Annotated in this window: 21 protein-coding genes and 2 riboswitches; of the genes, 12 read left to right on the top strand and 9 right to left on the bottom strand. The window is 37.2% G+C overall.

What is annotated here, in order from left to right:
* Positions 1–47 precede the first annotated feature (47 nt).
* Genes thrB through BN1066_RS10170 form a run of 3 tightly spaced genes read right to left on the bottom strand, consistent with a single transcriptional unit; the run spans position 48 to position 3,296 of the window.
* Entirely contained in the window at positions 48–941 is an 894-nt protein-coding gene (thrB, locus tag BN1066_RS10160) for a homoserine kinase (RefSeq protein WP_077319329.1), read from the bottom strand.
* Positions 938–1,999 (bottom strand): threonine synthase, encoded by a 1,062-nt coding sequence (thrC, locus tag BN1066_RS10165; protein WP_077319330.1) that lies wholly within the window; start codon positions 1,997–1,999, stop codon positions 938–940. The genes thrB and thrC overlap by 4 nt, the downstream gene beginning before the upstream one ends.
* Positions 1,965–3,296, bottom strand: a complete 1,332-nt coding sequence (locus BN1066_RS10170) for a homoserine dehydrogenase (RefSeq protein ID WP_077319331.1) — start codon at positions 3,294–3,296, stop codon at positions 1,965–1,967. Before BN1066_RS10170 ends, thrC begins: the two co-directional genes overlap by 35 nt.
* 602 nt (positions 3,297–3,898) lie before the next feature.
* Here BN1066_RS10170 and BN1066_RS20225 point away from each other — a divergent pair.
* The 8 genes from BN1066_RS20225 to BN1066_RS10205 all read left to right on the top strand — a co-directional run bounded on the left by BN1066_RS20225 (position 3,899) and on the right by BN1066_RS10205 (position 13,548).
* Positions 3,899–4,048: a hypothetical protein gene (locus BN1066_RS20225; RefSeq protein ID WP_179104352.1), complete on the top strand. Its 150-nt coding sequence runs from the start codon at positions 3,899–3,901 to the stop codon at positions 4,046–4,048.
* A gap of 500 nt (positions 4,049–4,548) precedes the next feature.
* Positions 4,549–5,370, top strand: a complete 822-nt coding sequence (locus BN1066_RS10175) for a squalene/phytoene synthase family protein (RefSeq protein WP_077319332.1) — start codon at positions 4,549–4,551, stop codon at positions 5,368–5,370.
* Positions 5,371–6,101: 731 nt separating this feature from the next.
* Complete coding sequence (locus BN1066_RS10180) at positions 6,102–7,682, top strand: BCCT family transporter (RefSeq protein ID WP_245799764.1); 1,581 nt, start codon at positions 6,102–6,104, stop codon at positions 7,680–7,682.
* 359 nt (positions 7,683–8,041) lie between these two features.
* Positions 8,042–9,619, top strand: coding sequence for an L-lactate permease (locus BN1066_RS10185; protein WP_077319334.1), 1,578 nt, complete (start codon positions 8,042–8,044; stop codon positions 9,617–9,619).
* Between the two features lie 183 nt (positions 9,620–9,802).
* A complete protein-coding gene (locus BN1066_RS10190) occupies positions 9,803–10,516 on the top strand; it encodes a FadR/GntR family transcriptional regulator (RefSeq protein ID WP_077319335.1) in 714 nt (237 codons plus the stop codon).
* Positions 10,517–10,688: 172 nt separating this feature from the next.
* A complete protein-coding gene (locus BN1066_RS10195; RefSeq protein WP_077319336.1) occupies positions 10,689–11,426 on the top strand; it encodes a (Fe-S)-binding protein in 738 nt (245 codons plus the stop codon).
* Entirely contained in the window at positions 11,423–12,847 is a 1,425-nt protein-coding gene (locus tag BN1066_RS10200; protein WP_077319337.1) for a LutB/LldF family L-lactate oxidation iron-sulfur protein, read from the top strand. Before BN1066_RS10195 ends, BN1066_RS10200 begins: the two co-directional genes overlap by 4 nt.
* Positions 12,847–13,548: a LutC/YkgG family protein gene (locus BN1066_RS10205; RefSeq protein ID WP_077319338.1), complete on the top strand. Its 702-nt coding sequence runs from the start codon at positions 12,847–12,849 to the stop codon at positions 13,546–13,548. Before BN1066_RS10200 ends, BN1066_RS10205 begins: the two co-directional genes overlap by 1 nt.
* 76 nt (positions 13,549–13,624) lie before the next feature.
* Here the strand turns inward: BN1066_RS10205 and BN1066_RS10210 are convergent, their stop codons facing one another.
* Positions 13,625–14,032, bottom strand: a complete 408-nt coding sequence (locus tag BN1066_RS10210; protein WP_077319339.1) for a hypothetical protein — start codon at positions 14,030–14,032, stop codon at positions 13,625–13,627.
* Between the two features lie 345 nt (positions 14,033–14,377).
* On the opposite strand from BN1066_RS10210, the gene BN1066_RS10215 reads away from it, so the two are divergent.
* The 3 genes from BN1066_RS10215 to BN1066_RS10225 all read left to right on the top strand — a co-directional run bounded on the left by BN1066_RS10215 (position 14,378) and on the right by BN1066_RS10225 (position 18,579).
* Positions 14,378–15,850, top strand: a complete 1,473-nt coding sequence (locus BN1066_RS10215) for an MDR family MFS transporter (protein ID WP_077319340.1) — start codon at positions 14,378–14,380, stop codon at positions 15,848–15,850.
* 748 nt (positions 15,851–16,598) lie between these two features.
* Positions 16,599–17,009, top strand: coding sequence for an effector binding domain-containing protein (locus tag BN1066_RS10220; RefSeq protein ID WP_077319341.1), 411 nt, complete (start codon positions 16,599–16,601; stop codon positions 17,007–17,009).
* Positions 17,010–17,832: 823 nt separating this feature from the next.
* Complete coding sequence (locus tag BN1066_RS10225) at positions 17,833–18,579, top strand: MerR family transcriptional regulator (protein ID WP_077319342.1); 747 nt, start codon at positions 17,833–17,835, stop codon at positions 18,577–18,579.
* A gap of 32 nt (positions 18,580–18,611) precedes the next feature.
* Here BN1066_RS10225 and thiE read toward each other — a convergent pair whose 3' ends face one another.
* From thiE to thiW, 5 genes are all read right to left on the bottom strand, one after another.
* Positions 18,612–19,238 (bottom strand): thiamine phosphate synthase, encoded by a 627-nt coding sequence (gene thiE, locus BN1066_RS10230; RefSeq protein ID WP_077319343.1) that lies wholly within the window; start codon positions 19,236–19,238, stop codon positions 18,612–18,614.
* 286 nt (positions 19,239–19,524) lie between these two features.
* Positions 19,525–20,295, bottom strand: coding sequence for a hydroxyethylthiazole kinase (gene thiM / locus BN1066_RS10235; protein WP_077319344.1), 771 nt, complete (start codon positions 20,293–20,295; stop codon positions 19,525–19,527).
* Entirely contained in the window at positions 20,292–21,098 is an 807-nt protein-coding gene (thiD, locus tag BN1066_RS10240; protein WP_077319345.1) for a bifunctional hydroxymethylpyrimidine kinase/phosphomethylpyrimidine kinase, read from the bottom strand. The genes thiM and thiD overlap by 4 nt, the downstream gene beginning before the upstream one ends.
* A gap of 139 nt (positions 21,099–21,237) precedes the next feature.
* Positions 21,238–21,909 carry a thiaminase II gene (tenA, locus tag BN1066_RS10245; protein ID WP_077319346.1) on the bottom strand — a complete coding sequence of 224 codons (672 nt, stop codon included), beginning with the start codon at positions 21,907–21,909 and terminating at the stop codon, positions 21,238–21,240.
* Between the two features lie 58 nt (positions 21,910–21,967).
* A riboswitch (TPP riboswitch) is annotated at positions 21,968–22,071 on the bottom strand.
* The gene (thiW, locus tag BN1066_RS10250; protein WP_077319347.1) at positions 22,060–22,557 is read right to left on the bottom strand and encodes an energy coupling factor transporter S component ThiW; all 498 of its coding nucleotides are present in this window, start codon (positions 22,555–22,557) and stop codon (positions 22,060–22,062) included. It overlaps the preceding riboswitch by 12 nt.
* A gap of 220 nt (positions 22,558–22,777) precedes the next feature.
* A riboswitch (TPP riboswitch) is annotated at positions 22,778–22,885 on the bottom strand.
* Between the two features lie 2,566 nt (positions 22,886–25,451).
* Between thiW and BN1066_RS10260 the strand changes: the two genes are divergently transcribed.
* Positions 25,452–26,081: an ATP-binding cassette domain-containing protein gene (locus tag BN1066_RS10260; RefSeq protein ID WP_077319348.1), complete on the top strand. Its 630-nt coding sequence runs from the start codon at positions 25,452–25,454 to the stop codon at positions 26,079–26,081.
* Positions 26,082–26,123: the final 42 nt, after the last annotated feature.

The following is a 26,123-nucleotide window of genomic DNA, read 5'->3' on the forward strand; positions in this document are numbered from 1 at the left end:
TCTGTCTTCAAACGTAATCTCAGCATTATTTAGTGAGACCTGACTAACTATGAAGTGACTTCTAATCCTTTCATGTCAATCTTTCTGTTTTGAATCAAATAATCAGGGAATATAGCTTGTAATTTTGCAGCAATTGTTTTACCTTGTCCTTTTGGTGCAAAGGATAGCATTGTAGGACCTGCACCGCTAATTACAGTCCCGTATACCCCTAGTTCTTTTCCCTTCTGTTTAATGTCCGAATAGTTTGCGATTAGCTTGGCACGATATGGTTCATGGAACAAATCTTTTTCCATCATTTTTCCTGCTAAATCATAATCTTTGCTGATAAGTGCGGCGAGAAAGACATTCGCTATGCTACTAGCATTTGCTGCTTGGCTTCTCAAGTATTCTTCAGGAAGCGCTTTTCTGGATGCCTCCGTTTTTAATTCTTCGTTAGGAATAAAAATAATCATATCGGCATTTATATTATTAATTTTGTAATAATCAATTGTTTTGTTTTCAGTGTAAGCAGTAATTACAAGCCCACCTATAAGAGCGGCAGCAACATTGTCAGGATGTCCCTCTTTAATAGTAGCTAGTTGTAGCTTTTCAGCTGTAGTTAGATGAAGCTGACAACACTGATTCGCCAGTTCGATCCCAGCAATAATTGCGGAAGCGCTGCTACCAAGCCCGCGTGCCAATGGAATAGAACTGTCAACTGTGAGATGACAGCTAGGTAACTGACAACCATAACGATTCGCTGTTTCTTGAGCTATTTGATAGATAAAATGATCTTCGTAGCTGGTGAAGCTTGGGAGTAAATCAGACTGCTGTTCGATTTTCCAAGCTTCACTTGCTGTAACAGTCAATGTCAGGTATAAATCCAAGGCTAATCCTAATGAATCAAATCCTGGTCCGATATTAGCGGAGCTTGCAGGTACAGAAATAATAACTGAATTCATATTTGAACCTTTTTCGCTAAGTAATCGATAACCGCAGCTTCATCATTAGGTAAAGATACAGGATCAATTGTCAATTGATCGATTGCTGTTTGTGGATCCTTTAACCCATTTCCTGTTAAGATTGCAACGACCTTGCTGCCTTGTTTAATTGTACCTTTTTTCGTCTCGCGAATGACACCAGCTATCGAAGCACATGAGCCTGGTTCTGCGAATATCCCTTCATACCTAGCTAATTTTTTAAATGCGTGAAGGATTTCTTCATCCGTAACAGCTTTAATTACTCCACTTGATTCATCTCTTGCTTTTTCTGCTAATTCCCAACTAGCCGGGTTTCCGATTCGAATTGCTGTTGCTATTGTTTCTGGCTGGTGAATAACTTTGTTATAAACAATAGCTGCTGCTCCTTCTGCTTCAAAACCGAACATTTTAGGAAGACCTGTTTGTTTAAATGCATCATACTCCTTGAACCCTTTCCAATATGCGCTAATATTTCCGGCATTACCAACCGGGATAGCAAGAACATCGGGAGCAGAACCCAATTGATCGCAGACTTCAAAAGCAGCTGTCTTTTGACCTTCAAGTCGATAAGGGTTCACAGAATTCACTAATGTAATTGGAAAATTCTCACTTAAATGACGTACCATTGTTAATGCTTCATCGAAGTTTCCATCAATTTCAACAATTTCAGCACCATACATGATGGCTTGCGCTAATTTACCTAGCGCTACTTTTCCTTTGGGAATAACAATCATTGCTTTTATTCCAGCCTTTGCTGCATAGGCAGCAGCAGAGGCTGATGTGTTTCCGGTAGATGCGCAGATAATTGATGTGCTTCCTTCTTCTACAGCTTTTGCTACCGCCATTACCATTCCCCGGTCTTTAAATGAACCAGTTGGGTTAGCCCCTTCTACCTTTCCGTATAACTCAATACCGAGTTTATCAGAGAGATTGTTTAACGCGATAAGTGGCGTATTTCCCTCATGCAACGTAAGCGAAGGCGTTGCATTCGTTGTTGGTAGAAAACTATTGTAATGTTTTAGCAGTCCCGGCCAATTCATCTGCTGCATCTCCTTCCACTTTATAGTAGCTTTTTATTTCTAAAACGGCATCTAACTGCTTCAGCTGGTTTAATGCTTCTTGGAAAGTAACTAAAGATGTTTCGTGAGTTACTAGTATAATTTCAGCTACATCAAGCTTTTTAATTGGTGTTTGTAAAATTCGTTTAAAGCTGATTAATAAATCATTAAACACTGTAGATAATTCCGAGAATACACCAACTCGGTCTTTTGCATGAATCCGTAAATAATATTGTCCAGAACGATCTTCTATTCCGCGTAATTTTTTTTGAAATTTTGGTTTTGGAGAATGGTAGCCACTGATGCCAAGGCGCATATTTTTAATAACTGTAATTAAATCTGAAACGATCGCAGTTGCTGTAGGCAGACTTCCTGCACCTGGACCATAGAACATGGTCTCACCTACTGCTTCCCCATATACATAAACAGCATTGTATTCATTTTTTACATCTGCTAACGGATGATCTTTAGCAAGCAAAGTAGGTTGTACACTAATTTCTACCTGTTGATCTTCACATTCTGCTGTACCAATTAATTTCATGGTATAGCCAAATTTATCACCGTACTGCAAATCCTCAAGCTCTAAATCCGTAATTCCACTGACTTCTACGTCATCTAAAGCAATATCTGTAGAAAAGGCTAGTCTTCCTAAGATAGCCATTTTTCTAGCAGCATCCAGTCCCTCTACATCTGCTGTAGGATCTGCTTCAGCAAATCCCAGCTCTTGTGCTTCTTTTAAAGCAGCTTTGTAAGTCATGCCTTCATTGGACATCTTCGTTAAAATATAATTGGTTGTACCATTAACAATTCCCATGACCTTTTGAATGCGATCAGACGCTAAGCCATCCGTAATTCCACGTAAAATAGGAATTCCTCCAGCTACGCTTGCCTCATAAAAAAAATCACATTTATTTTGTCGAGCTGCTTCTTCTAAAGCAGTGCCATGTAAAGCAACTAAATCTTTATTGGCAGTTACAACATGTTTTTTGGCAGCAAATGCATCAAGTATATATTGGTATGTTTCTTCAATACCGCCCATTACTTCTACAATAATATCGATCTCTGGATCGTTTAATATGTCAGCAGGGTCTGTGGTGAGAAACGTTCGATCTACCTCAACATCACGTTCTTTATCTAAGTTGCGAACTAATACGCTTTTGACTTGAACCTCACAACCCAATTGATGAACGAGCTCTTCTTGATGATTTTCAATCAGTTTAATGACACCAGAACCGACTACTCCTAATCCTAATAGACCGATAGAAACTTTGTTTCCCACTTCATCACCTCATCGTTTTTGTTTAATAGCTATTTAATCATGAATACTGAAGTATAGCAATAGTGAATTTTTCGAAATAGTTAAAAAAGCGCTTTCAATTAGAGGTATTAATAAAATCGTTAGAAATACTAATATAAGAATGTAATAAATGAAGAGACGAATTCAATGGAGCAAAGCTTATCAATTAACCCTATTTCAATATTATCATATATCAAAGAGATAAGGGTGATCAGGTTACACATGCTTTAGTCCTGAAAAATACGTTTTACTTCGTTAATTGCCGATATGTTTTTATAGTGAAGTAATTTTGGATTTCTGTTAGTTCATGAATGATGAACATTCTGTAGATAATATTTAGTTTGTTTAACAAAAAATTAGTGCGGTAAAATTACTCTTTTCTTAGTTGAATATAAAAAGGAGTTCAATGTAGTATCTCGGCTTTATCGTTTATGGTAGTTATATGAATGAAGAAAGGAATATTTTTAAGGATCGTACATATTTGTTGTAACAAAAATGCCTACATGTTTTTGTGATTGCCCACGCACTTTTTAATAAAAATGAGAATAAACTAGGACTAAATAGAAGACAACGGAGGGAGCACCATGTCTGCAGTAAAATCTGGAGTGCTTTTTGCTTCTAGTCTATTCATCTGTACAGGTATAGGTTTTTTATTTGATGAAATCGAGATAGGCGGTACGATAGGATTTGGAATGGGTATCATTAGCATTATCGTTTATCGTAAAAACAATTAATTCACGGATTATTTCCACTTTCCTATCCTCAAGTAGAAAGACTTAAAGGAGATAGTGATTACTGACTTTTTCCATAAAATAGTTATCCTTCTACTTGATTCAGATAATAAGAAGATAAACGCTTTAAAATATGTTCAAACCCTTGATAAAGAAAGCTATGAAAAAGGTTCGTTAAAAGATTTTTTAGATGGTGAATAAGCAAAACGATAAGTAGAGTATGCAAAATCAGAGATTGCACCAACAAAGTTAGGAGATTTATTGTCGAGTCAGGTCATTGCGCTGACAGCCAATCCAAATTATCCATTGTTTCAAAAGGTACGAGGAGCGATTAATCCAGAGTCATGTCAGCTGCTATAGATCAGGTAGTTCAAATATATGTAGATCCAGGGCAGTCAGTTGAGGAGGCGCTTTGTTGATAGTTTTAGATGATGCTAAATGAAGTTTAACTTTATTTCTGATATACTTGAGTTACCTCATAAGATTATAAGGAGGAAACATTGTTGGGTATTAATGCAAAATTAGAAAAGGATGCGAGGCGCGTTTTAAAAGAGACGAGTCGAACTTTTTACATTCCGATTACATTATTAAAATCAGTGTTAAAAAACACAGTAGGCTCTGCATATTTATGTATGAGAGCGATTGACGAAATTGAAGATCATGAACAATTACCTTCCGAAACAAAACAGCATTTACTGAGAGCAACCAGCAAATTACTCAAAGAGCCTTCCTTTGATGAAGCTGCGTATCAGCAATTAATCAATCCATATATTTCCTTATTTCCAGAAGTAACACGAAGACTTGCAGATTGGTTAAAAATATGCCCAACAGATATTGTTGGCAAAATTAAACAGTCTACGAGCATTATGGCTGATGGAATGGCAAAATGGACTGAAAAAAATTGGCTTCTTAAAACGAAGGGAGACCTTGACGAGTACACGTACTATGTGGCTGGTTTAGTAGGAGTAATGCTATCTGATATATGGAAATGGTACGATAATACAAATACGGATTATGAATTAGCAATTGGCTATGGCAGAGGACTACAGGCAGTAAATATGCTAAGAAATGAAGAAGAAGATGCAGAACGTGGCGTACAATTTATCCCAGATGGTTGGACAAGAGATGACATGTTCACATATGCAAAACAAAATTTAAAGCAGGCCGAGATTTACATAGAAGATATTAAAACTCGAAATATCCTGTTGTTTTGTAAAATACCGTTAGCATTAGCAAAAAAGACACTGACGGCTTTAGAAAACGGTGAAGAAAAAATGACTCGAAATGAAGTCGAAGCTACAGTGGATAATATTTTAAAGCAATAGATTTGTCAAAGTAATCTATTGCTTTTGTTTTTGCTTAGAAAATTATAAAAATTTTTCATTCTGGATAAGAAAAGTAGTTTTGTCTAGCTTAAGCGATCGAGTAACCAGCAAACTTCGATCTCCTTCCTACGATAAGTCAATTAACATTTCTTGGGGAAAGCATTCCAAGAAATGAAGTTTCACTTTATCCCGCATGTAAGGTGCCGTAATCCTCCCGCTTCAAGAGCTTGAGTTGATTTAACAAGGTGTAAGTGGGAGAAACGGCACCTAAATGCCCGATTCGTTCAACGAACATTTCTTGGGGAAAGCATTCCAAGAAATGAAGTTTCACTTTATCCCGTCAGGAATTCTGCTGTTTGTACGTCGCTAACCGAGCATGTTTAGCTTTTGGTCAGATGTTGCGACTTTATCCGCTCCTGCCATTTTTGAACACGGATTACATTATCCGGGTAACTTGATATGATAATTGACAAAGAAATACTAACATCCTATAATCAAAAAATACGTTTAAAAATGGGCAAGCTGATGGGTTTTTGTCATGGTTATTTCATATTGGTTATGGTATCAGTATAGGTACGACGAAGGCCTGTGCTATGGGAGAGCTTATCTTCATCTAATATTTGGGTTATTTAAAGTAGCACGCTATAATCAGATCCATCCAATGGTCTTTAATGGCAAGTAGAAAGATAAAATATTATAGACACTTGCTCCTAAAAATTAGGAGGAAAAACGTGGACTTAAAAAAAGGCACGAAGTTGGATTGGCCAGTATTTATTGTTAGTGGAGGCATACTGATTCTATTTATTATACTGTCTCTCTGGAATAAAGCGGCAGTAGGAAATGCAGTAAATACGTTATTTACGTATTCAGCTGATCTCTTCGGTGCATATTGGCAACTTTTATTGCTAGGTAATTTTTTTATTGGTTTAGTGTTAGCTTTTTCAAAGTATGGAAAGGTAAAATTGGGCAATCAGGACCAGCCAAAATATAGTTACTTTAAATGGGTGGCTATGATTTTAGTAACACTTTTGGCAAGTGGAGGTGTATTTTGGGCTGCTTCAGAGCCGATGTATCATTATATGTCAAATCCACCGTTATTTGGTGGAGGTGAATTTCAAAACATACATGCTGCTTTTGCACAATCCTTTATGCATTGGGGATTTTTAGCATGGGCGATCTTGGGAACGCTGGCTGTCATTGTTATGATGTATGTTCATTACAACAAAGGATTACCTCTAAAACCTCGCGGACTTCTTTATCCATTATTCGGAGAAAAAATTTATTATAAAAGTGTAATTGGTACAACTGCTGATGTTTTCTCCATCTTTGCTACCGTGGCAGGTACGCTCGGCCCTTTAGGGTTTCTGGGGCTGCAAATAGCGTATGGAATGAGCCATTTATTTGGTACACCAGATACTATAACTATCAGTATTGTAGTAATAGTCGGCCTCGTACTTGTTGCAGCAATTTCTGCAGCTACGGGGGTAGATAGAGGAATTGTAACTTTAAGTCGCTATAATGTAATCTTTGCGATATTTTTAGCTGTAATTATTTTGATCATTGGTCCGACGGCATTTATTATGGATGCATTCGTTGGAGGAACTGGGATTCATTTGCAAAATTTCTTTACGATGGCGATGTTTCGTGGAGATGAAAGCTGGCTTGCATCGTGGACCATATTTTTCTGGGGTTGGTTCCTCGGCTATGCACCAATGCTTATCATTTTTATTAGCCGAATATCTCGTGGAAGAACGATTCGTGAATTAATTGTTGCTGTTTCCATCGTAGCACCCATTGTAAATAATTTTTGGTTTTCCATCGTTGGAGGAACGGGAGTTTTCTTTGAAAGCAAAAACCCTGGATCGATCTCTTCTTCACTTAATGAAGGGGGCATGCCTGCTGCTGTCATGGCAATTACAGATCAATTACCATTAAGTATATTTTTTGGAATTGGATTTTTAATTGTCTCCATTATATTTGTAGCTACGACAGCAGATACGATGTCGTACACGGTTGCAGCAACGATTACAGGAAATGATCATCCGAAGCGTTGGTTACGTGTATTTTGGGCTTTCATTTTTGGTGGAACTTCGATCGCAATTTTAACAATTGGGGAAGATAGTATTACTACGATTCAAAACTCCATTGTTATTACCGCAGTCCCTGTCTCCATTTTGCTGTTGCCAACATTATGGTGTGCACCTCAAATTGCTAGAGTAATGGCTGTAAAGCAAGGTTTAGTCTGGCAAGGAGAAAGAAGAAGAAAGCCAAAAACGACTAAGTTAGGTCAAGAACGTTTAAATCTAAAATAAGGTAAAACTTATTTATTAGGAGACGTGTTAGCTAGATCTTTAACTTAATAATGTATGATATTACAAAGATGAGTTCATTAACAAAATGAGCTCATCTTTTTTTGATTGGAAAGATTTGTTTGTACATTGTGAATATCCTTTTTCATTGTGCTCGCTTTTATTTATCTTGTAGGGGACGTTGACTTTATAAATATAAATCCTTTTCTATCAATCTTCATTAAAGAAAAAACTACTTAATAAATCTTATTATCTTGAATTAAATCTAAAAAATTAGTAAACTGAAAATAAGGTCATCAGATGACCTTATTTTCAGGGGAGATGGGTGAAAACGCTTTATTTCATAGAGAAAGAGGGGTTCCATGTATCTATTAGTTGCAATGAGTGCAATTATTGCACCATTTATTTTTCTTGTCGTTTTACGTTATCCCGCGACAAAAGGGATGACATGGAGTGCTTTAATTGTTATTGGGCTTGCGCTCACGGTGTGGGGAATGGAAGGAAAGCTCATTGTTTCCTCAGTCTTTCAGGGGATACATAAAACGTTAACGATTCTGTGGATTTTATTCGGAGCGCTTGTCTTATTAAACACATTGCGAAAGACAGGCGCAGTAGACAGAATTAATCAAGGATTTCAGAATATCTCAACAGATATGCGAGTACAAGTAATTATTGTCGCTTTCTTATTTGGCTCTTTAATTGAAGGGGCGGCGGGTTTTGGTACACCTGCAATGGTAACGGGTCCTTTAATGATTGCGCTTGGATTTCAGCCTTTAGCTGCTGCAACACTAGCATTAATTGCTGATAGTACAGCAGTTGCATTTGGTGCTGTAGGTACACCTGTAGCAGTAGGTTTAAGTAATATTTCAGTTACCGATTTGAATTTTTTTAAAGAAATTGGTGTGACGATCACCATGTTAGACTTATTTGCAGGTACCTTTATTCCTTTTATTTTGATTGTGATTATGACCGTGTTTTTTGGGAAAGGAAAAGGACTAAAAGATGCTTGGCCAATGTTGCCGTGGGCGCTTCTCATTGGAATTGTATATACTTCTTCTGCGCTGTTGTATGCTGTTATATTCGGTCAGGAATTTATTGCCATCTTGGCATCGTTGACTGCATTAGTAGTTGCAACATTTACTGCAAGACAGGGTTGGCTATTACCAAAGACGTCATGGCAAGAGGCATTAAAAGAAGGATTTCAATCGAATTCAAATCAGTCTGATATGGGAATAGTTTCGGCATGGATGCCCTATATAATTGTTGTCGCTTTGCTGTTAATGACACGAATTATCCCATCTTTAGCTGATTTTACAAAAACTGCGATTGACCTTTCATGGACGAACATTTTAGGAGCGGATGGAGTTACATCCAATTGGGAGTTTCTCTATTCTCCTGGAACAATATTAGCTCTAGCAGCAATTATATCTGTGTTTCTGCATCGCAAATCCATTACTGTCTTTCGTGATGCAGCAAAGCAATCATTAACAACAATGAAAACGACATCTATCTCGCTAATTTCTACATTAGCTATGGTTCATGTTTTTACAAATTCTGGTGTAAATGTGAATGAATTGGTAAGCATGCCGCAATTTATTGCGGAATCATTTGCCAGTTCACTTGGTTCCATTTGGTTTTTAGTCGCTCCTTTTGTTGGGCAATTAGGCGCGTTTATTACCGGAAGCGCGACTGTGTCAACCTTAACCTTTGCACCAATTCAATATAATGTTGCCATGCAGGTTGGTTTAGACGTAAAAACGGTACTTGCTTCACAAATTGTCGGTGCAGGAGCCGGAAATATGATTTGTGTTCATAATGTGGTTGCTGCCAGTGCAGTTGTTGGTTTATCCGGTAAAGAAGGAGATATTATTAGAAAAACATTACCACCTGCTATTCTTTATGGTTTATTAATTGGATTAGCTAGTTTTCTATTATTTTAAGCTGTATAGCAAGTTAGCATTAAGGTATTCACCCGCTCCTATATATTTCAACATGAAATAAAGGCATAAAACGAGAATAAGAATAGATAAGAAGGATATTCACCCGTTCGCTGTTCCATCCTTCAACTTTCCAAATGCAATCCTATCAAGTAAAATGGTTTCAAATGGTGAGGGGTGGAAAGTATGGAATACAAACGGATAAAACCAAAAAAAATCTATGAACAAGTGGCAGATTCGCTAATAGAAATGATAAAAGCCGGGCAGTTAAGGCCAGGAGATAAATTGGATTCGGTTGAACAATTAGCACAAAATTTTGATGTAGGCAGATCGGCTGTACGAGAGGCACTTAGTGGGTTACGTTCAATGGGATTAGTAGAAATGCGTCAAGGGGAAGGGACTTATATTAAAGAGTTTGATCCAAAGAGATTTACGCTTCCAGTAAGTACGGCATTTCTAATGAAACAAAACGACGTTAAAGAGCTTTATCAGGTTCGGAAAATATTAGAGGTTGGGACTGCAGGACTGGCAGCAAAGCATTATCAGGAGAATGATTTATTGGAGATGGAAAGAGCATTAGTAGTAATGGAGCATGCAAAAGGAAATGAGAAACTTGCAGAACGTGCAGATACAGAATTTCATTTAGCGATTGCCCAAGCTACACATATTGACCTGTTAATTAATTTAATGGGAAGTGTAGCAGAGCTTATGTCTGAGACCATTCGGGAAGCAAGGCAGATTCTATTGTATACCGAGTTTCGGGCAGATCTTCTACTGGAAGAGCATAAGCGTATTTTTGCAGCAATCAAAAGCAGACAGTCGGATAAAGCAAGGGCTGCTATGTACGACCATTTAGAAAAAGTAGAAAAACTGGTGTTTAAAAACTTAACATCACATTAATTTTGGACGTTATTAGTAGTCAGGGAAATACAGTATCATTCTTTTATTCTTGAAAGCTTGTAAGTACTATAACTACAGTCGTCCTGCTTGTTTAAAAGTGTCCCCTTTTCTGAACCTTTTTTAACTTCCATTTTGCACATACACTATAAAGCATAATTTTGGGGTGAAGTTGATGAAAGTTTCATTATTTATTACATGTGTGAGCGATATGATTTTTGCAAATGTAGGGAAAAACACGGTAGAAATACTTGAACGTTTGGGATGTGAAGTTGATTTTCCGACAGCGCAAACTTGTTGCGGACAGCCAGCGTATAACAGTGGTTATTTACAGGAAGCAAAACAAGCGATGAAACAAATAATGATGGCGTTCCAGGATTCTGAATATGTCGTAGGTCCATCGGGTTCTTGTGTAGGTATGTTAAAAGAGTACCCAGCCATTTTTAAAGGTGACCCTGAATGGGAACAAATGGCAGTTGAATTAGCAAATAAAAGCTATGAAATTACCCAATTTTTAGTTGAGGTTCTGGGTGTAATCGATGTTGGCTCGACGTTTAAAGGAAGAGTAACCTATCATCCGTCTTGCCATATGACTAGAATTCTTGGAGTAAAGGATGCACCGCAAATATTACTGAAGAATGTTAAAGGTGTCGAGTTAATTGAACTGCCTGTTAAGGAAGACTGCTGTGGTTTTGGGGGGACGTTTTCCGTCAAAAACTCGGAAATTTCTCAGGAAATGGTCAAAGAAAAATCACGTCATGTGTTAGAAACAAATGCAGACTACTTAGTTGGTGCAGATATGGGCTGTTTAATGAATATTGGCGGCAGAATGCGCAGAGAAGGAAAAAATGTAAAAGTTATTCACATCACCGAGATTTTAAATACACATGAACAAAGTGGGGATAAAGCATGAGTATAAAGCTTGGAGATATTTCGTATAAAGAGCGAATTGATCAGGGGATTAACAATGATTTTATGAGGCAAGCTGTTTCTTCAGCACAAGGGCGATTTCGAAAGGGACGGCTTACGCAAGCAGAGGAACTTGGAAATTGGGAAGACTGGCGCCAATTAGGCTCTGAAATACGAGCACACACATTGGAAAACCTTGATTATTACTTACAGCAGCTTAGCGAACAAGTATCTGCACGAGGAGGAAACGTATTTTTCGCTGCTACTGCTGAAGAAGCGAATGAATATATTGCATCTGTTATTAAAAAGAAACAGGCAAAAAAAGTTGTCAAATCAAAATCAATGGTGACGGAAGAAATTGGTTTAAATCAACAATTAGAAGAAATTGGGGCAGAAGTCGTAGAATCAGACTTAGGAGAGTGGATTCTACAGTTGGATGAAGACCCGCCATCACATATCGTCACTCCGGCATTGCATAAAAATAAGGAACAAATTCGTGAGACGTTTGCTGCAAAACGCGGCTATGATAAGTCGAGCTCGCCAGAAGAATTAGCTGCTTTTGCCCGCAAGCAGCTGCGGAGGGATTTTCTAGCTGCTGATGTTGGAATTACTGGCTGTAATTTTGCAGTAGCAGAATCTGGAGCCATCACATTAGTAACGAATGAAGGAAATGCCCGGATGGTTACTACGCTTCCAGATACACAAATTACAGTTATGGGTATGGAGCGAATTGTACCGACATGGGAGGAAATGGAAGTCCTAGTAAGCTTGCTGACACGTGCAGCTGTCGGTCAAAAACTAACAAGCTATGTTACTGCATATACAGGTACTAGATTAGAAGGAGAGATTGATGGGCCAGAAGAATATCATCTAGTCATCGTGGATAACGGTCGTTCCAAAATTTTAGGAACTGAATTTCAGTCTGCTCTTCATTGCATCCGCTGTGCAGCATGTATCAATGTATGTCCAGTTTATCGTCATGTGGGTGGGCATGCTTATAACTCGATTTATCCTGGGCCGATTGGTGCGGTTTTGACTCCATTGTTAGATGGCTATGAAGATCATAAGGAATTGCCATATGCTTCATCGCTTTGTGCAGCTTGTACAGAGGCATGTCCTGTGAAAATTCCGCTCCATGAACAACTGATTCGTCATCGGCAAATCATTGTAGAAAGGGAAAAAAAATCCCCTGTGACAGAAAAACTAATGATGAAAGGATTTGCTAAATGGGCCTCTAGTCCAGCAGCATATAAGTTAAGTACGAAGGTAGCGCGTTCGGCATTGAAGCCTTGGACAAAAGATGAATTTATTGATAATGGACCAGGTCCTTTAAAAGGTTGGACAGATGTGAGGGATTTTCCTGCTCCAGCAAAACAATCCTTTCGTGCTTGGTGGTCAAAACGGGATAAGGAAGGTGATCAGTAATGGCAATTCATAATCGTGATAATTTTTTAAGTAATATTGCGGCACATTTGGGCCGGCCGCGGCGAATGTCCGGAGTTGAACGTCCAAACTGGAGTGTTCGTCCACAGGATGATGTCTATCGTAATTATTCGCAGGATGAGCTGATTCAGGTATTAAAGAAGCAATGCAAGCTGATTCATACGGATTTTATCCATGTTAACCAAGCGCAGTTATCTAACGTATTGGAAGAAACTATTTACAGATATGATGGGAAAACAGTTATCGCTGCAAGTGATAAACGTAATAAAGTCTATGGTTTAGATAAAGTATACCAAACTTTAAATCAACATATAGATGTGCATGTTTGGGATTATAAGTTGAAAGATGAGAATCAAAAAATTGCTGAACGAGCAGATATAGGTATTTCGTTTAGTGATATAACATTAGCAGAATCTGCTACAGTTACATTACTTAACGATAAACATAGAGGTCGTTCTATTAGTTTATTGCCTAAAAGTTTTATTGCGATTATTCCTAAAGATACCATCGTTCCACGAATGACACAAGCTGCTAAGCAGTTACATGAAACTACTGAAAGTGGAAAGCTTGTACCGTCTTGTGTAAGCTTTGTATCAGGTCCAAGTAATAGTGCGGATATTGAGATGAATTTAATTGTAGGCGTGCATGGACCGGTGCAAGCTACATATATCGTTGTCGAGTAAGAATAGCTTATTAATATGTAAAACAGGGGACTTTCATTATAGCCCCTGTTTTTTATTTTCGGTAGCTCTTGTTTAATTAGAAGCACTGAAATGACACAATTCTATTTAGATCAATTCCAAAGAACACCCAGCGAAAACCAGTCCAGCGAAAACCAGCAATGGAATTTCTTCCAACAAACGTTGGGAAGAACCAGAAAGCATCCCTTCTCAACCAAATATACGTAAATCGAAATAAGCAGAAGCGAATTGCACCGGGATCAACTGCCAGAGTTTGCGCCGTTGGCTGAGCTGGTATAAAGGAAGGTGGTGGTCCACTTGGAGGCTGGTTCATACCGCCGCCACTAGGTATGTTAGGAAACCAAGGAATTTGTTCACCTGGGATGCCGGGAAATCCAGGTGGTAGACCAGGAATTTGACGGGATGGAAAAACGCTTTGCTCACTTATCGTTGGATCGAAATGATAATTATACTCATATGGATACATTAATTTTCCTCCTATAAAGAATTGTCTTCTTCTTTACTATATGGGACAGTAGTCTATGATGTTATTATTTTGAGCAATAATGGGCGCATCCCATATGTATTAAAAAAAATTAAAAATTTGCTGCTTGCTAATGAGAAACTGTCATGTTAGTATTATCTTACTCATAAAGCGCTAAGCTTGTCTGGCAGTGTTATTTTAAAATTTAATTTTCATTTTCACAGTAAGAAAGATGGAGAGAAGATCACTCTCTTTTTTTTGTTGATTGTAACGGTCTTCTATATGAAATAGGGCTTTGGGTTGTCAGCATTTTGTAAAAAACTAACAAGAAGGAAAGGACTTACATTTATGAGTAAAAATAACTCTAATTATGAATATTTAGCGGAAAATCCGGAATTTAAAGTAATGCCTATTATGCTGTCGTTAATTATCGGGGCATTTTTTGCTATTCTTAATGAAACATTGTTAAATATTGCTTTAACGACACTGATGAAAGAATTCCATATATCATTGACCACTGTTCAATGGATGGCGACGGGGTTTCTTTTAGTAATGGGGATTGTTATTCCAGCCTCTGCTGTCCTATTACAGTGGTTCACAACGAGGCAGTTATTTTTAGGTACCATGATCGTTTTTACGATGGGTACGACAATTGCTGCAATAGCTCCAACTTTTCCAGTGCTGCTTGTAGGTAGACTTATTCAGGCGGCAGGGACAGGTCTGTTAATGCCTGTAATTTTTAATGTGTTTCTTCTCGTGTTCCCACCGCATAGAAGAGGAAAAGTGATGGGACTTGTTGGTCTAGTTATTATGTTTGCCCCAGCTATTGGGCCAACCCTGTCTGGGATTATTGTTGAATATTTAGGTTGGCGTTTCTTATTTATTACAGTAATTCCATTTGCTGTCTTCTCTATTATATTCGCCTATAAATATTTAGTGAATGTTTCTGAGGTGACTAAACCAAAAGTAGACATCCTTTCTCTTGTTTTTTCAACAATCGGTTTTGGTTCACTTGTTTACGGGTTTAGCTCAGCAGGAGAAAAAGGGTTTCTTAGTGCGGATGTATATAGTTTCATTATTGTAGGAGTAATCGGTATTTCTATTTTCTCTATTAGACAATTCAAATTAGAAGAACCTGTTTTGGATCTTCGGGTTTTTAAATATCCAATGTTCACACATGGTATGCTGATGTTTTTAATTATTATCATGACAATGTTTGCGTCCGAAATTATTTTGCCAATTTTTATGCAAGGGGCTTTAGCCTACTCAGCGGCTAAAGCGGGGATGCTATTATTACCTGGCAGCATTATAAATGGATTAATGTCTCCGTTAATGGGGCATTTATTTGATAAATTTGGTCCAAGAGTAATGATGATTCCAGCAACGCTAATTTTAAGTAGTACGATGTATATGATGAGCAGACTAAATGCAAATACCGAGGCCTGGATGATCATTGTCGGATACATCATATTAATGCTGACTGTTTCTGCAATTATGATGCCAGCAGAAACAAATGGTTTAAATCAGTTGCCAAAAAGGCTATATCCACATGGTACTTCTGTCATGTCAACATTGCAGCCGGTAGCAGGTTCGATAGGTGTGTCTGTTTTCATTAGTATTTTAAATGCAAGACAAAGCCATTATCTTAGTCAATCACCTACGCCAAATGATCCTCAGGCGGTGAACGAGGCGATGATTTTGGGAGTAGAATTAGTTTATTTTATAGCATTTGCAATTTCCGTCATTGCAGTAATTTTAGCATTTTTAGTATACCGGGCAGTGCCGAGGGAGCAGCCTCAAGAAGTGAAACAACAACTATAATATAGCTCGACGAGGCAACGCTTTGAAGGATGTTTAGAACAACTTGGCTTGTCGCCAAGTCTTAGCGAAAGCTATAGTTTTTCTTATACTATAAAGCCTAAAGTTTTATACTTTCCTATAGTGTAAAATATCGTAAAATGACAAAGTGAACTTCAATGTATGTTAGAATAGGCAAAAGTTCTGCACTGAAGTCAAGACAGAACAGTGGAATTTATAATCCCGCATGTAAGTGCCGTAATCTCTATCACTTGAGTGCTTGAAATCCAAAAAAAGTAATGAGATAACGGCATCTAAATGACCGATTGTCCGGATCGACATGGCAAGGAAGTCTGATGCATCGTATGCAGAAAAAGTGTCCTTCTTTTAAGGGACAAGGAAAGCTACGACAGGAATACATTTCGATTTTTTCAGGGATAAGGCAAACGTCGAAGTGGTACACTGCGTTATCTAGGACGTTGCGATCATTAGCCAACCAGTTCTATTATCTTTCTTTAGAACACATTCTTATAGGATAAGATAATAGCAGCTAATTTTCTGAAAGCAAATAGTAGTTTGTTAAAAACAGCGGGGGACAAAGGAGACGGCAGACCTGTTTCGCATTATTTATACGTTAGGAAATTATGCTGACGCTAACATTTAAGCTGATACAGCAAAACGTTAATGTCCAACGTGTATAAGTCCAACTAAGCAGTAGCGACATGTTCCAGATTGTGAATTACGGTTTCTAAAAAGAGAGGGAGATGAAAAAATGAAGTTAAACTTACTCCAGAGTATTAGAACCAATAATTTTAATGATAATCAATTAATCAAAAAAATGGAACATATGTGGAAAGAAGCTTCTAGTAAACTGAAACATCATAAAGGTAATGTGTATGGTGTTTATTATGATTATGAGAGCAATTATAAAGGAGACTATTCTCTAGGTGTTGCCATTAATGACAGAGATTCAAATGTTGATAATCGAATGATTATGGAAATACCAGATGTAAAATATAAAATATTTGATGTAGACACAACCGATGAGCTAGGTATCATGAAAGCTTGGAGTAAGATTTGGGAATTAGAGGAGTCAGGTTCTTTAAAACGAGCGTACACGTATGATTATGAAAAGTATGACCCAAATGGAAATATTGAAATATATATTGCTGTAAGAAAATAGGTTAAACCGGTCGTTTGTGTTAGTAAATAGTTTTTTGATTTTCGTTATCTCTAACTGTTCACTATCATTGCTTTTTTAAAGAATTATTTGCCTCCGCTATGTGAGAAGATGTGTTGAGAATCACTGGAAAATTTACCTATTTACAAAGGATAATAAAATTATTCGAGATGAATTCTTGAATTTCCCTTAACATGTAGCTAGACAATCAGCGTTATTGTCTAGCTTTTTAGTGTATCACTAAATGTATATCTGCTTTCTGCATAGTGGATAAATTTTGTAGCGACGTCCAGTTCATGCGTTCAAGCTGTAGAAAATTTCGCTCTTTTTCTAAGAATAAGTCAACATTGGCTTGAATCTAAAGGAAAGCCGACTAAAAGCGGGATTGCCGCTCAGGCTCGGCATACCCTTTTTGCAGGGGGATGTTTCCTTTATCCTGAATGTAAGGAGTCGTATTTCCCTCATTAGAAAAATCCGCTTTTTACGTAAGATGTGCGAGAAATAGCTTCATAAATTCCCGATTCGTTTGGTTTGGCAGGACAACTACGACAGCGATACATCGTGATTTTTGCAAGGACAAAAGCCCACTTTGAATGAAGTATCAATTTACCCCTTCATCATTTCTGACGTTTGCATGTCACTAAACGAACGCTTGCGCTTTGGTGTCCTGCAATAGAAGGCAATGAGCGTGGGTACAGCTATCGTCATTCTGTGTAGGGTTTTTTAGAGAATAAGTTACACTTAGCAGAATGTAAAAAAATAAATTTAATCTTGACTATAACGTAACGTTATCGTTTATGATGGAACAGGTAGGGAGGTACTTAACATGAAAGTGAAAGAGGTAGCTGCTTTAGTTGGGATTAGCGTGCGCACACTTCATCATTATGATGCTATTGGATTGTTAAAACCTGGGCATAAGACGGAAACGGGTTATCGCATATATACAGATAAAGAGTTGGAACGGCTGCAGCAAATATTGTTTTTTAAAGAACTTGGTTTCTCGTTAAAGAAGATTAAAGAGATAATGGATAGTCCTTCCTATAATCAAATAGAAGCATTGAAAGTTCAACAAAAAATGCTGCTTGCCAAACAAAAGCAAATTAACACAATGCTTGAGACGATTGAAAAAACGATTAAACATTCGAAAGGAGAGATAGCGATGAGTAATCAAGAGCGTTTTAAAGGGTTTGATTTTCGCAGTAATCCTTATGAACAAGAAGCCCGTGAACGATGGGGGAATGAAGTGGAAGAAGCGAACAAAAAAATAAATAATCTGTCATCGTACGAACGAAAAGACCTTGAAAATTCGATGATAGAGATTTATTGTAATTTATCAACGATCCGTCATCAAGATCCTGCCTCCGAAGAAGCGCAACAGTGGATTGGGATGTGGTTTGATTTACTTAACCGCATAGGGACATATTCGTTAACAGCTTTTAAAGGATTGGGAAAAATGTATGTAGAGGATGAACGGTTTACGAAGAACATTGACAAATTTGGTGATGGCTTAGCTAAGTTTATGCAGGAAGCAATGGCGATTTATGCAGCAAAACATAGTGCAGGGCAAGAATAGATGTTTTCTGCCCTGCTTTGGTGCTAATCTAATTAAAGTTGGACTACTGCTTCTTGAATATCGTTTGCCCTGGTAATTGCGGAGATAACTGCGACTCCATCTGCTCCAGCCTCAATTACAGAGTTCGCATTTTGAGTAGAGATTCCACCGATCCCAACGATGGGCATATTTGGATAACGTTGCTTTACCTCACTGATCCAAGTTGTGCCAACTGGGGGTTTAGCGTCTTCTTTTGTCGTTGTTGCAAAAATTGGACCAACGCCTAGGTAGTCTACACAGTCTATTGGACTTGCTGATAATTCTTGATTATTTGATATGGAAAGTCCAATCCATTTATTTGGAAATTTCCTTCGCAGATCGGTTGGAGACAAATCATCTTGACCAACATGAATGCCGTCAGCTTCCAACACTTGAGCCAGTTCGACCTCATCATTCACAAAAAAGGGAACATGATAGTAACGACAAATATCGCGCAGTTGCTTGCCTAAGATATATTTTTGAAAGCCTGTTAAAGAGCCGGTGCCTTTTTCACGATATTGAAAAGCGGTAATACCAGCAGCAATAGCTTCTTTAAGGATTTGTTTGGGGTCACGATCACAGTTTTGACTGCCCATAATAAAGTATTTTCTTAATGATTTACGCAAATCTAATGGTGACATAGATAACCTCCTTTTCTGATAAAATTTAACTTTTATCCCGCATGTAAGGTGCCGTAAGACTTCCACTTCAAGAGCCTTTAGTTGATACAAAAGGTCTAAGTAGGAGAAAACGGCACCTAAATGCCCGATTCGTTCAAGGGCCTTTAGGTCATACCCCCTGAGGTACTAACATTCAGTAGGAGATGGAAGAAAACTCCTACTGAATGAAGTTTCACTTTATTACAGATAGGATTCTTAATGAAGATCGACATAGTTTTTTAAAAAAGACATAAATGAAACGTAAAAATTAGTTCATCCCTAATTGTTCTAAATCTAATGATAGTGCATCAATAAATGCTGGAAGGAAACTTCCCGGACCAGATATATGATTTTGTTTTACTGCATACTCTGCTGCTAAACCATAAAATTGAACCGCAGCATAAGCCTTTTCTTCCGCAGCCTCCTCCGCTGTTAAACAGGCTGTTAAGATAGAACCTAATAAGCAACCAGCACCAGTGATTTTTTCTAACCATGGATGACCTGATGTATTTTTTAGCACATTTCCATCCTTGCCAATAAAATCGATTTCTCCAGTAACGACGGCAGTAGTTCTGTAAGTTTCTGCTACTTTTACAGCAATTTCTTCCGCATTACCAGCGCCTACAGATTCAACACCTTTTACTTTCCATGGAATATCAACAAGTTGAGCCATTTCGCCGGCATTTCCTTTAATGGCTGTAAATTGGATCTCCTTTAATAACTCCTTTACAACATCCTTTCGAAAGGATGTTGCACCGACACCTACAGGATCAAGTACCACAGGTATTCCAGTTTTATTTGCTGCTCTTCCTGCGAGCTTCATGGCTGGCAGTTCCTGTAACGTAGTCGTTCCAATATTAATGAGCACACCATCTGAAATAGACGCCATTTGCTCGGCTTCTTCTTTTGCTTTTGCCATAATTGGTGAACCGCCAAAAGCTAATAAACCATTTGCGGTGAAGTTCATAACGACTTCGTTTGTAATATTGTGTATCAGAGGATTATTTACTCTGACGTGCTGAATAACAGATTCTCTCATTGTTCAACCCTTTCCTTGCGAATTCCCCAATGATTGGTCGGACCATTTCCAGCACCAAGCGGGAATGAATACTTAATAGCTGCTGTTACAAACTGTTTGGCTTGTTTAACGGCTTCATAAAGCGGCAGTCCTTTACTTAAATAGGCAGTAATGGCGGCTGAGTATGTGCATCCTGTGCCATGGGTATTTTTGGTATGAATCCGTTCTGAATGGAATGTATGAATAGTATTTCCATCATATAAATAGTCGATAGCATCTCCTTGCATATGTCCGCCTTTAACAAGTGCAGCTTGGGCTCCATGTTTTTCAACGATTTCTCTGGCAGCTTCTTTTAAATCATCAATGTCATGTATTTTCTGACCTGTAATAAATTCAGCTTCAGGGATATTTGGAGTAACTACCTTAGCTAAAGGTAAAAGCTGTTCCTTTAAAAAGTCACGCGCTTCTTCTGCAATTAAAGCATCGCCACTTGTAGCTACCATTACAGGATCCATTACATAACTGGCATTTGTTTTAGGCAGTTGTTCAGCAATAATTTTCATCATTGACTCATTGGCAATCATTCCTGTTTTGACACTGTGAACAGGCATATCTGAAAAAACAGACTCCAATTGATCTTTTAGCATTTCAATTGGTATATGATGAACATTTTGGACACCAGTAGTGTTTTGCGCTACTATAGATGTAATCACGGACATTCCATATACAGCTAATTCCTGGAATGTTTTCAAATCTGCTTGTATTCCTGCTCCACCACTCGGATCAGTTCCTGCTATTGTTAACGCACATGGGGGTTGTTTCATTGGAATCCCGCCTTTCTTTATTTAGGAAAGTAATTAATTTACCTCAAGTATGCAAAACTCACACGTAACAACGAGGTCTCCATAACGACACTTCAGCTTCGAATTGTAGCAAAAAGTGAGAATTCCTGCATAGGTTCCCTTATTTACCTGGCCATTCTTCACATCTATAAGCCATTTCCCAAAACTTGAATTCTAATTGGCAGCTTTTGCGAAATGCCTCGCTAATTTTATTTAGTTCCTCATTAGAGGCTTTTTCAGCCAGTTGATCCAGTCGATTTCGCATGTTAGCTGTCATTGTTTCAGATGATGGGCTTGCGTAAAACGTAATCCACTCATAAAATGGATGATTACTCGTAGGCTTATACTGCTTCATAAGCTCTTGTCCTATTTCAAAATAGGTCCATGGACAAGGAAGCAGCACACCGAGTAATTCACCAGAAGTCCCTAACTGAGCATGGTACAACATATGTTTTACATAATGATCAGCAGTAGGTGGAAGGGAATAGCCTTGCAAATCTACATATTTCAAACCAAGATAATTACAAAAGTTATGGTGAGGATGTGCTTCATCATTTAATATGAAGTAAATACGATTAAAAAAATAGCTGATATCCTCACGTCTTTTTGATTTAGCTATAGCAATCCCATAGATTCTCATAAATGCATTCAAGTATTCAAAGTCACCTTTAACATAATGAGCAAGTGATTGATGAGAAATTTCACCAATGCCAATGCCTTGAACAAATGGATGGTGAAAGATCATTTGAAAGATATCATCATTTTCTTCGCGTAACTTATTTGTAAACATGATTATATATAGCCCCCTTAATTAATTTGGAAGCTACTAAAGGGGTGATGGAATAGAGAAAAACTCATCTTCACTACTTTCCTTCGCTGGAATTACCCAGATCAGGTTCAAAGGGACAAAGGATACGACCTTATCTCAGCAACGATTGCGCCCCTAGTAGTTTCCTTGTAATCGAATCATGTTCTCTGGTTTGACGCGTAAAAGAACAAGCCAGCCAATAAAGGCACCGGTGACACTACTTACTAAAAACGACGGTATAAAGAATAGCGCGCCGGCACTACTATCCATAAACAGGTTGGCAAGTGGTACTGCGGTCAAAGCGCCGATTATTCCTGTACCAAAGCTTTCACCGACTATAGCCCATATTTTCTTCCCAAACCAGTGATACAGCATTCCTGCTAACCAAGCGCCAATCACAGCACCGGGAAATGCAAGAATCGTTCCCAGTCCAAGCATATTACGTAATAACCCAATCATAAAAGCTATTACTACAGCAGGTCCTGGGCCTAATGTAATTGCTGCCATTACATTAACGGCATGCTGAACAGGATATGCTTTTGCAATTCCAGCTGGAAACCAGAAAAACTGCGCTCCCAGTGTGCCAATTGCTACAAAAACAGCCATTAATGTTAGTAGGTAGATCTTTTTCATAGTAGCCTCCCTTCCGTCATAGATTTGGGTTAGAGGAAAGGTGGATGATTTGGAGGGTAAATTAAATGAAAGCTAACCTAAAAAATAGTTGTAGGTAATAGCTTGGCTAATCTTATACCTGCTAAAAAACCTCAAAATCAATCCTGTAGTAAAAATACTTCCTGAAGACAAAAAAGCCAGGTCTAGCAAGGACCTGACTTTGGATTTATGAAAATAGAAAGACGTATGTCTACTACTTCCCTCCGCTGGTGCTAACCAGATCAGGTCGATAAGAGTCAGAAGCTAGTTGCTTCTTCTCAGCCCCTATAGGGCCCCCCTAGTAGTTCTAAAAGCATGTTCAAAAAGTTCGGTAATAAGAACGCATTCAATTTCTTCGCACATTAGAACGTATAACATTTTAGCGTTGAAGTTCATTCAACGTAGTCAAAAATTTTTAAGTTCTAAGTTACGTGCAACTAGGCTATCGTCTACGCTCTCTTTATCGCTAGCCAAGTTTTCTTTATTAACTGTGCTCCTTGGAAAAGAAAACACTTTTCCTGCGCAGGAGTGACACTCGAGGAAGCATACTAGTAATCATGTATCTAATAAAAGATCTTCTACTAAAAGCGATCACGTCGATAACGTAGAAGTGTACTTCCTGTACAAGCTCCACTATCCAAACTACATCGCCTCGAACTTCGGCTAGATAGGATGTGCTAGTGTCAGCGTGCAACAAGGATGTTGCCAAATGAGCTAACCTTGATCCTACTTATCCTCCTTTTTAAACACGCACTAAAACAGCTATTCAATTGAAACTAGCATAAGCTAGTAATCTAAGGATAACAAAACCAGTCACATTTGTCATTTGAAATGATAGATATCGATAATTAGTAAACGATAACTGAGTGTCTAAAGAAGGGATTGTAAAATTCGAAGAGACCATGCTTAAGGTGCGTATAGATGCCGTTGAATCTAGATGAGCACAAGAAATGACCATTTGGAATTTTACGTAGTCGAATCCCTCCCTTTTGAACGTCACTGTAGATGAGAAAAATAAGTAAGGGGAAAGTAGATAATATAGTTATTCAAGCCTCATATTTTAAAAAACAAACGTAGGATTCGATTGTATTTCCAGCTTTTAATCTTGAAGTTAGATTTGAGACTGTAATAGCTATTTATTCGTCTTTGAGTAAGAAAAAGCTCTTAGCTATTTTAATGGGAGGTGCTTACCATCAAATAGAGAAGTAAAAACAAACAATGCAACTATATATGAGAATAAGAAATTATTTACATCTACCATATACAATTGATCAATCATTTAATTACAAATGATTCTAATCAATTCTTGTTCCAGTTCCGCAAAAATAACTTCCGATTTAATTTAATGATTAATAAACGATTCCTTATCTTTTCATCTCATCGAATCCTCCTTTTTTATTATTATTATCTTCATACCGCTCGCTTAAACGTAAAGTCAGCATATAAGGAGGTATTTAAATTAGTAAAACTTGGCTTGTCGCCAATTCTTTAGCAAAAGCGTAGTTTTTCTTATACTATAAACCCTAAAAATTTTATATTTTCCCATAGTATAAAAAAGTTAGTGTACAACTCAAGCAGCTAATGCTGTACCATAATTATGACTAATTTAACTCCATGCTTAAACTGCTATTCGTCTAGCTGCATGCTAGCAAACAGGAAAAGACAACGAATCCAATTTGAAGAATTGTTAGGGAATTTATCAATTTTTTTATGAACACATAAAGGAGAAAATTTTGGAGAATAATAAATCTTTGTACCATTTTTAATAGAAAATTTTACAAGAATATTATATTTCGTGACTAAAGTCACGGAAAAAACATATCCTATGACATAATATTTGTAATGTATGGAGAAAAATGAGGAAAAATACGGCTAAGGAAAACACAAATAGTGAGGGTACAAAAACTTAGAATTTAAGAGTTTAGTAGATGAATCTAAAGTTAATATCCTTGTATTTTTTGAAAATCAAAAGCAAATCGGATGATACTTAGAAGTGGTCATTAATCAAGAACATAAAGGAGAGTTTATCCCTCCTTTATCATTTTTTGGGCGAATATTCATAGTTAGATTCAAAGTGTAAAACATCCTGTAACCATTGCCGTTTTTCTAGCTCACTAACTTCTACAGTAAAAATGGAAAAAGATTATATAAGGGATTAAGTAATTGAATTTGCAGAAATAAGACCATCCAAGTTATTTCTTTTACGGGTGGAGAAATCTTTTAGATTATTATTTTTTAAAAGAACTAATGGAAATCATTAAACCGTATAAAAAACAAATAACGTTGATTTCAAATGGATTTGGGGGTTGTAGCAGGAAAAAGGTTGAAAAGTACTTTAGTGATTAGAACTCATTAGATGTGGTAGCATGAATTATAAGATGAATACCATTCATCCTTTGTTAAAATGTCCAGTATAAAAAGAATATTTGTACATAGTAGAAAGTGCCCAGATCTCGATCTCTTAATATGGCAGTTACGAAAGATAAAATGTCAAATCATATTTTGGAGGAATTAGGTGAATCAATCTTAGGAGTTAAGATTAAAAACTTCCCAATGATATCAGTTGGAGCATTAAAAAGTAGTATGAATCAGGAAAATATACATAAGTTAATCTATTTTGCAAAATAGAAAGAAAATTATAACGTAGATTAGCACCGGTCGTGTTTGTACCTATTTCTATTCTAGTAAAGGGTTCTGTTTTTCTAATAGGTTTATTTAAAGTAAGCAAAATGTCCAAAATTATTACTTGATACGTTCATTTCCTATAGTTTTGAATTGGTAAGGTAATAGGTGGCTCAGGAACGATAAGATTAGTGACTCGATTTTAAATCAGAGGTTTCATTTTCAAGGTATTATTTATTAGAAGGAGTATGCATATGAACATAGCCAAATATACTTTAAAAGTGAAAGGTAAAACGTTACTTCAGGACACGGACTTGCATTTTTCAAAAGGAAAAATCAGTCATATCATCGGAAAAAATGGGGTTGGGAAATCACAACTTGCCAAAGACTTTCTATTAAATAATAGTAAGCGAATCAGTAACGATATCAGTCAAAACGTTTCTTTAATATCCAGTTCGTCGAATATACCTAATGATGTTTCTAAAGATTTTTTATTATCCTTTTTAAGTAGAAAATTCGGTTCAAAAATGATAGATACGATTACCCCTTTACTTAATCTTGAGAATATTGACGGTAAAGTTCTGATCAAAAATTTAAGCAATGGGCAAAAACAAAAATTAAAATTGCTTAGCTTCTTACTCGCAGACAAAAATATCATTGTTTTAGATGAAATAACAAATGCATTAGACAAGAAAACGGTTATAGAAATACATCGCTTTCTAAACGAATATATTCATGAAAATTCAGAGAAGATAATCATAAACATTACCCACAACTTGTCTGATCTAAAGGCTGTCGCAGGGGATTATTATTTATTTCATAACCTAGGGATTCAAAAATATGATTTAGTGGAAAAATTAATTGAAGTGTATATAAATGAGTAAATGTAATAATGGAGGCATATGATGAAATTTGAGTTAAAAAAA

It is taken from the genome of Virgibacillus proomii (genome assembly GCF_900162615.1).
GTDB classification, from domain to species: Bacteria; Bacillota; Bacilli; order Bacillales; family Amphibacillaceae; genus Virgibacillus; species Virgibacillus proomii.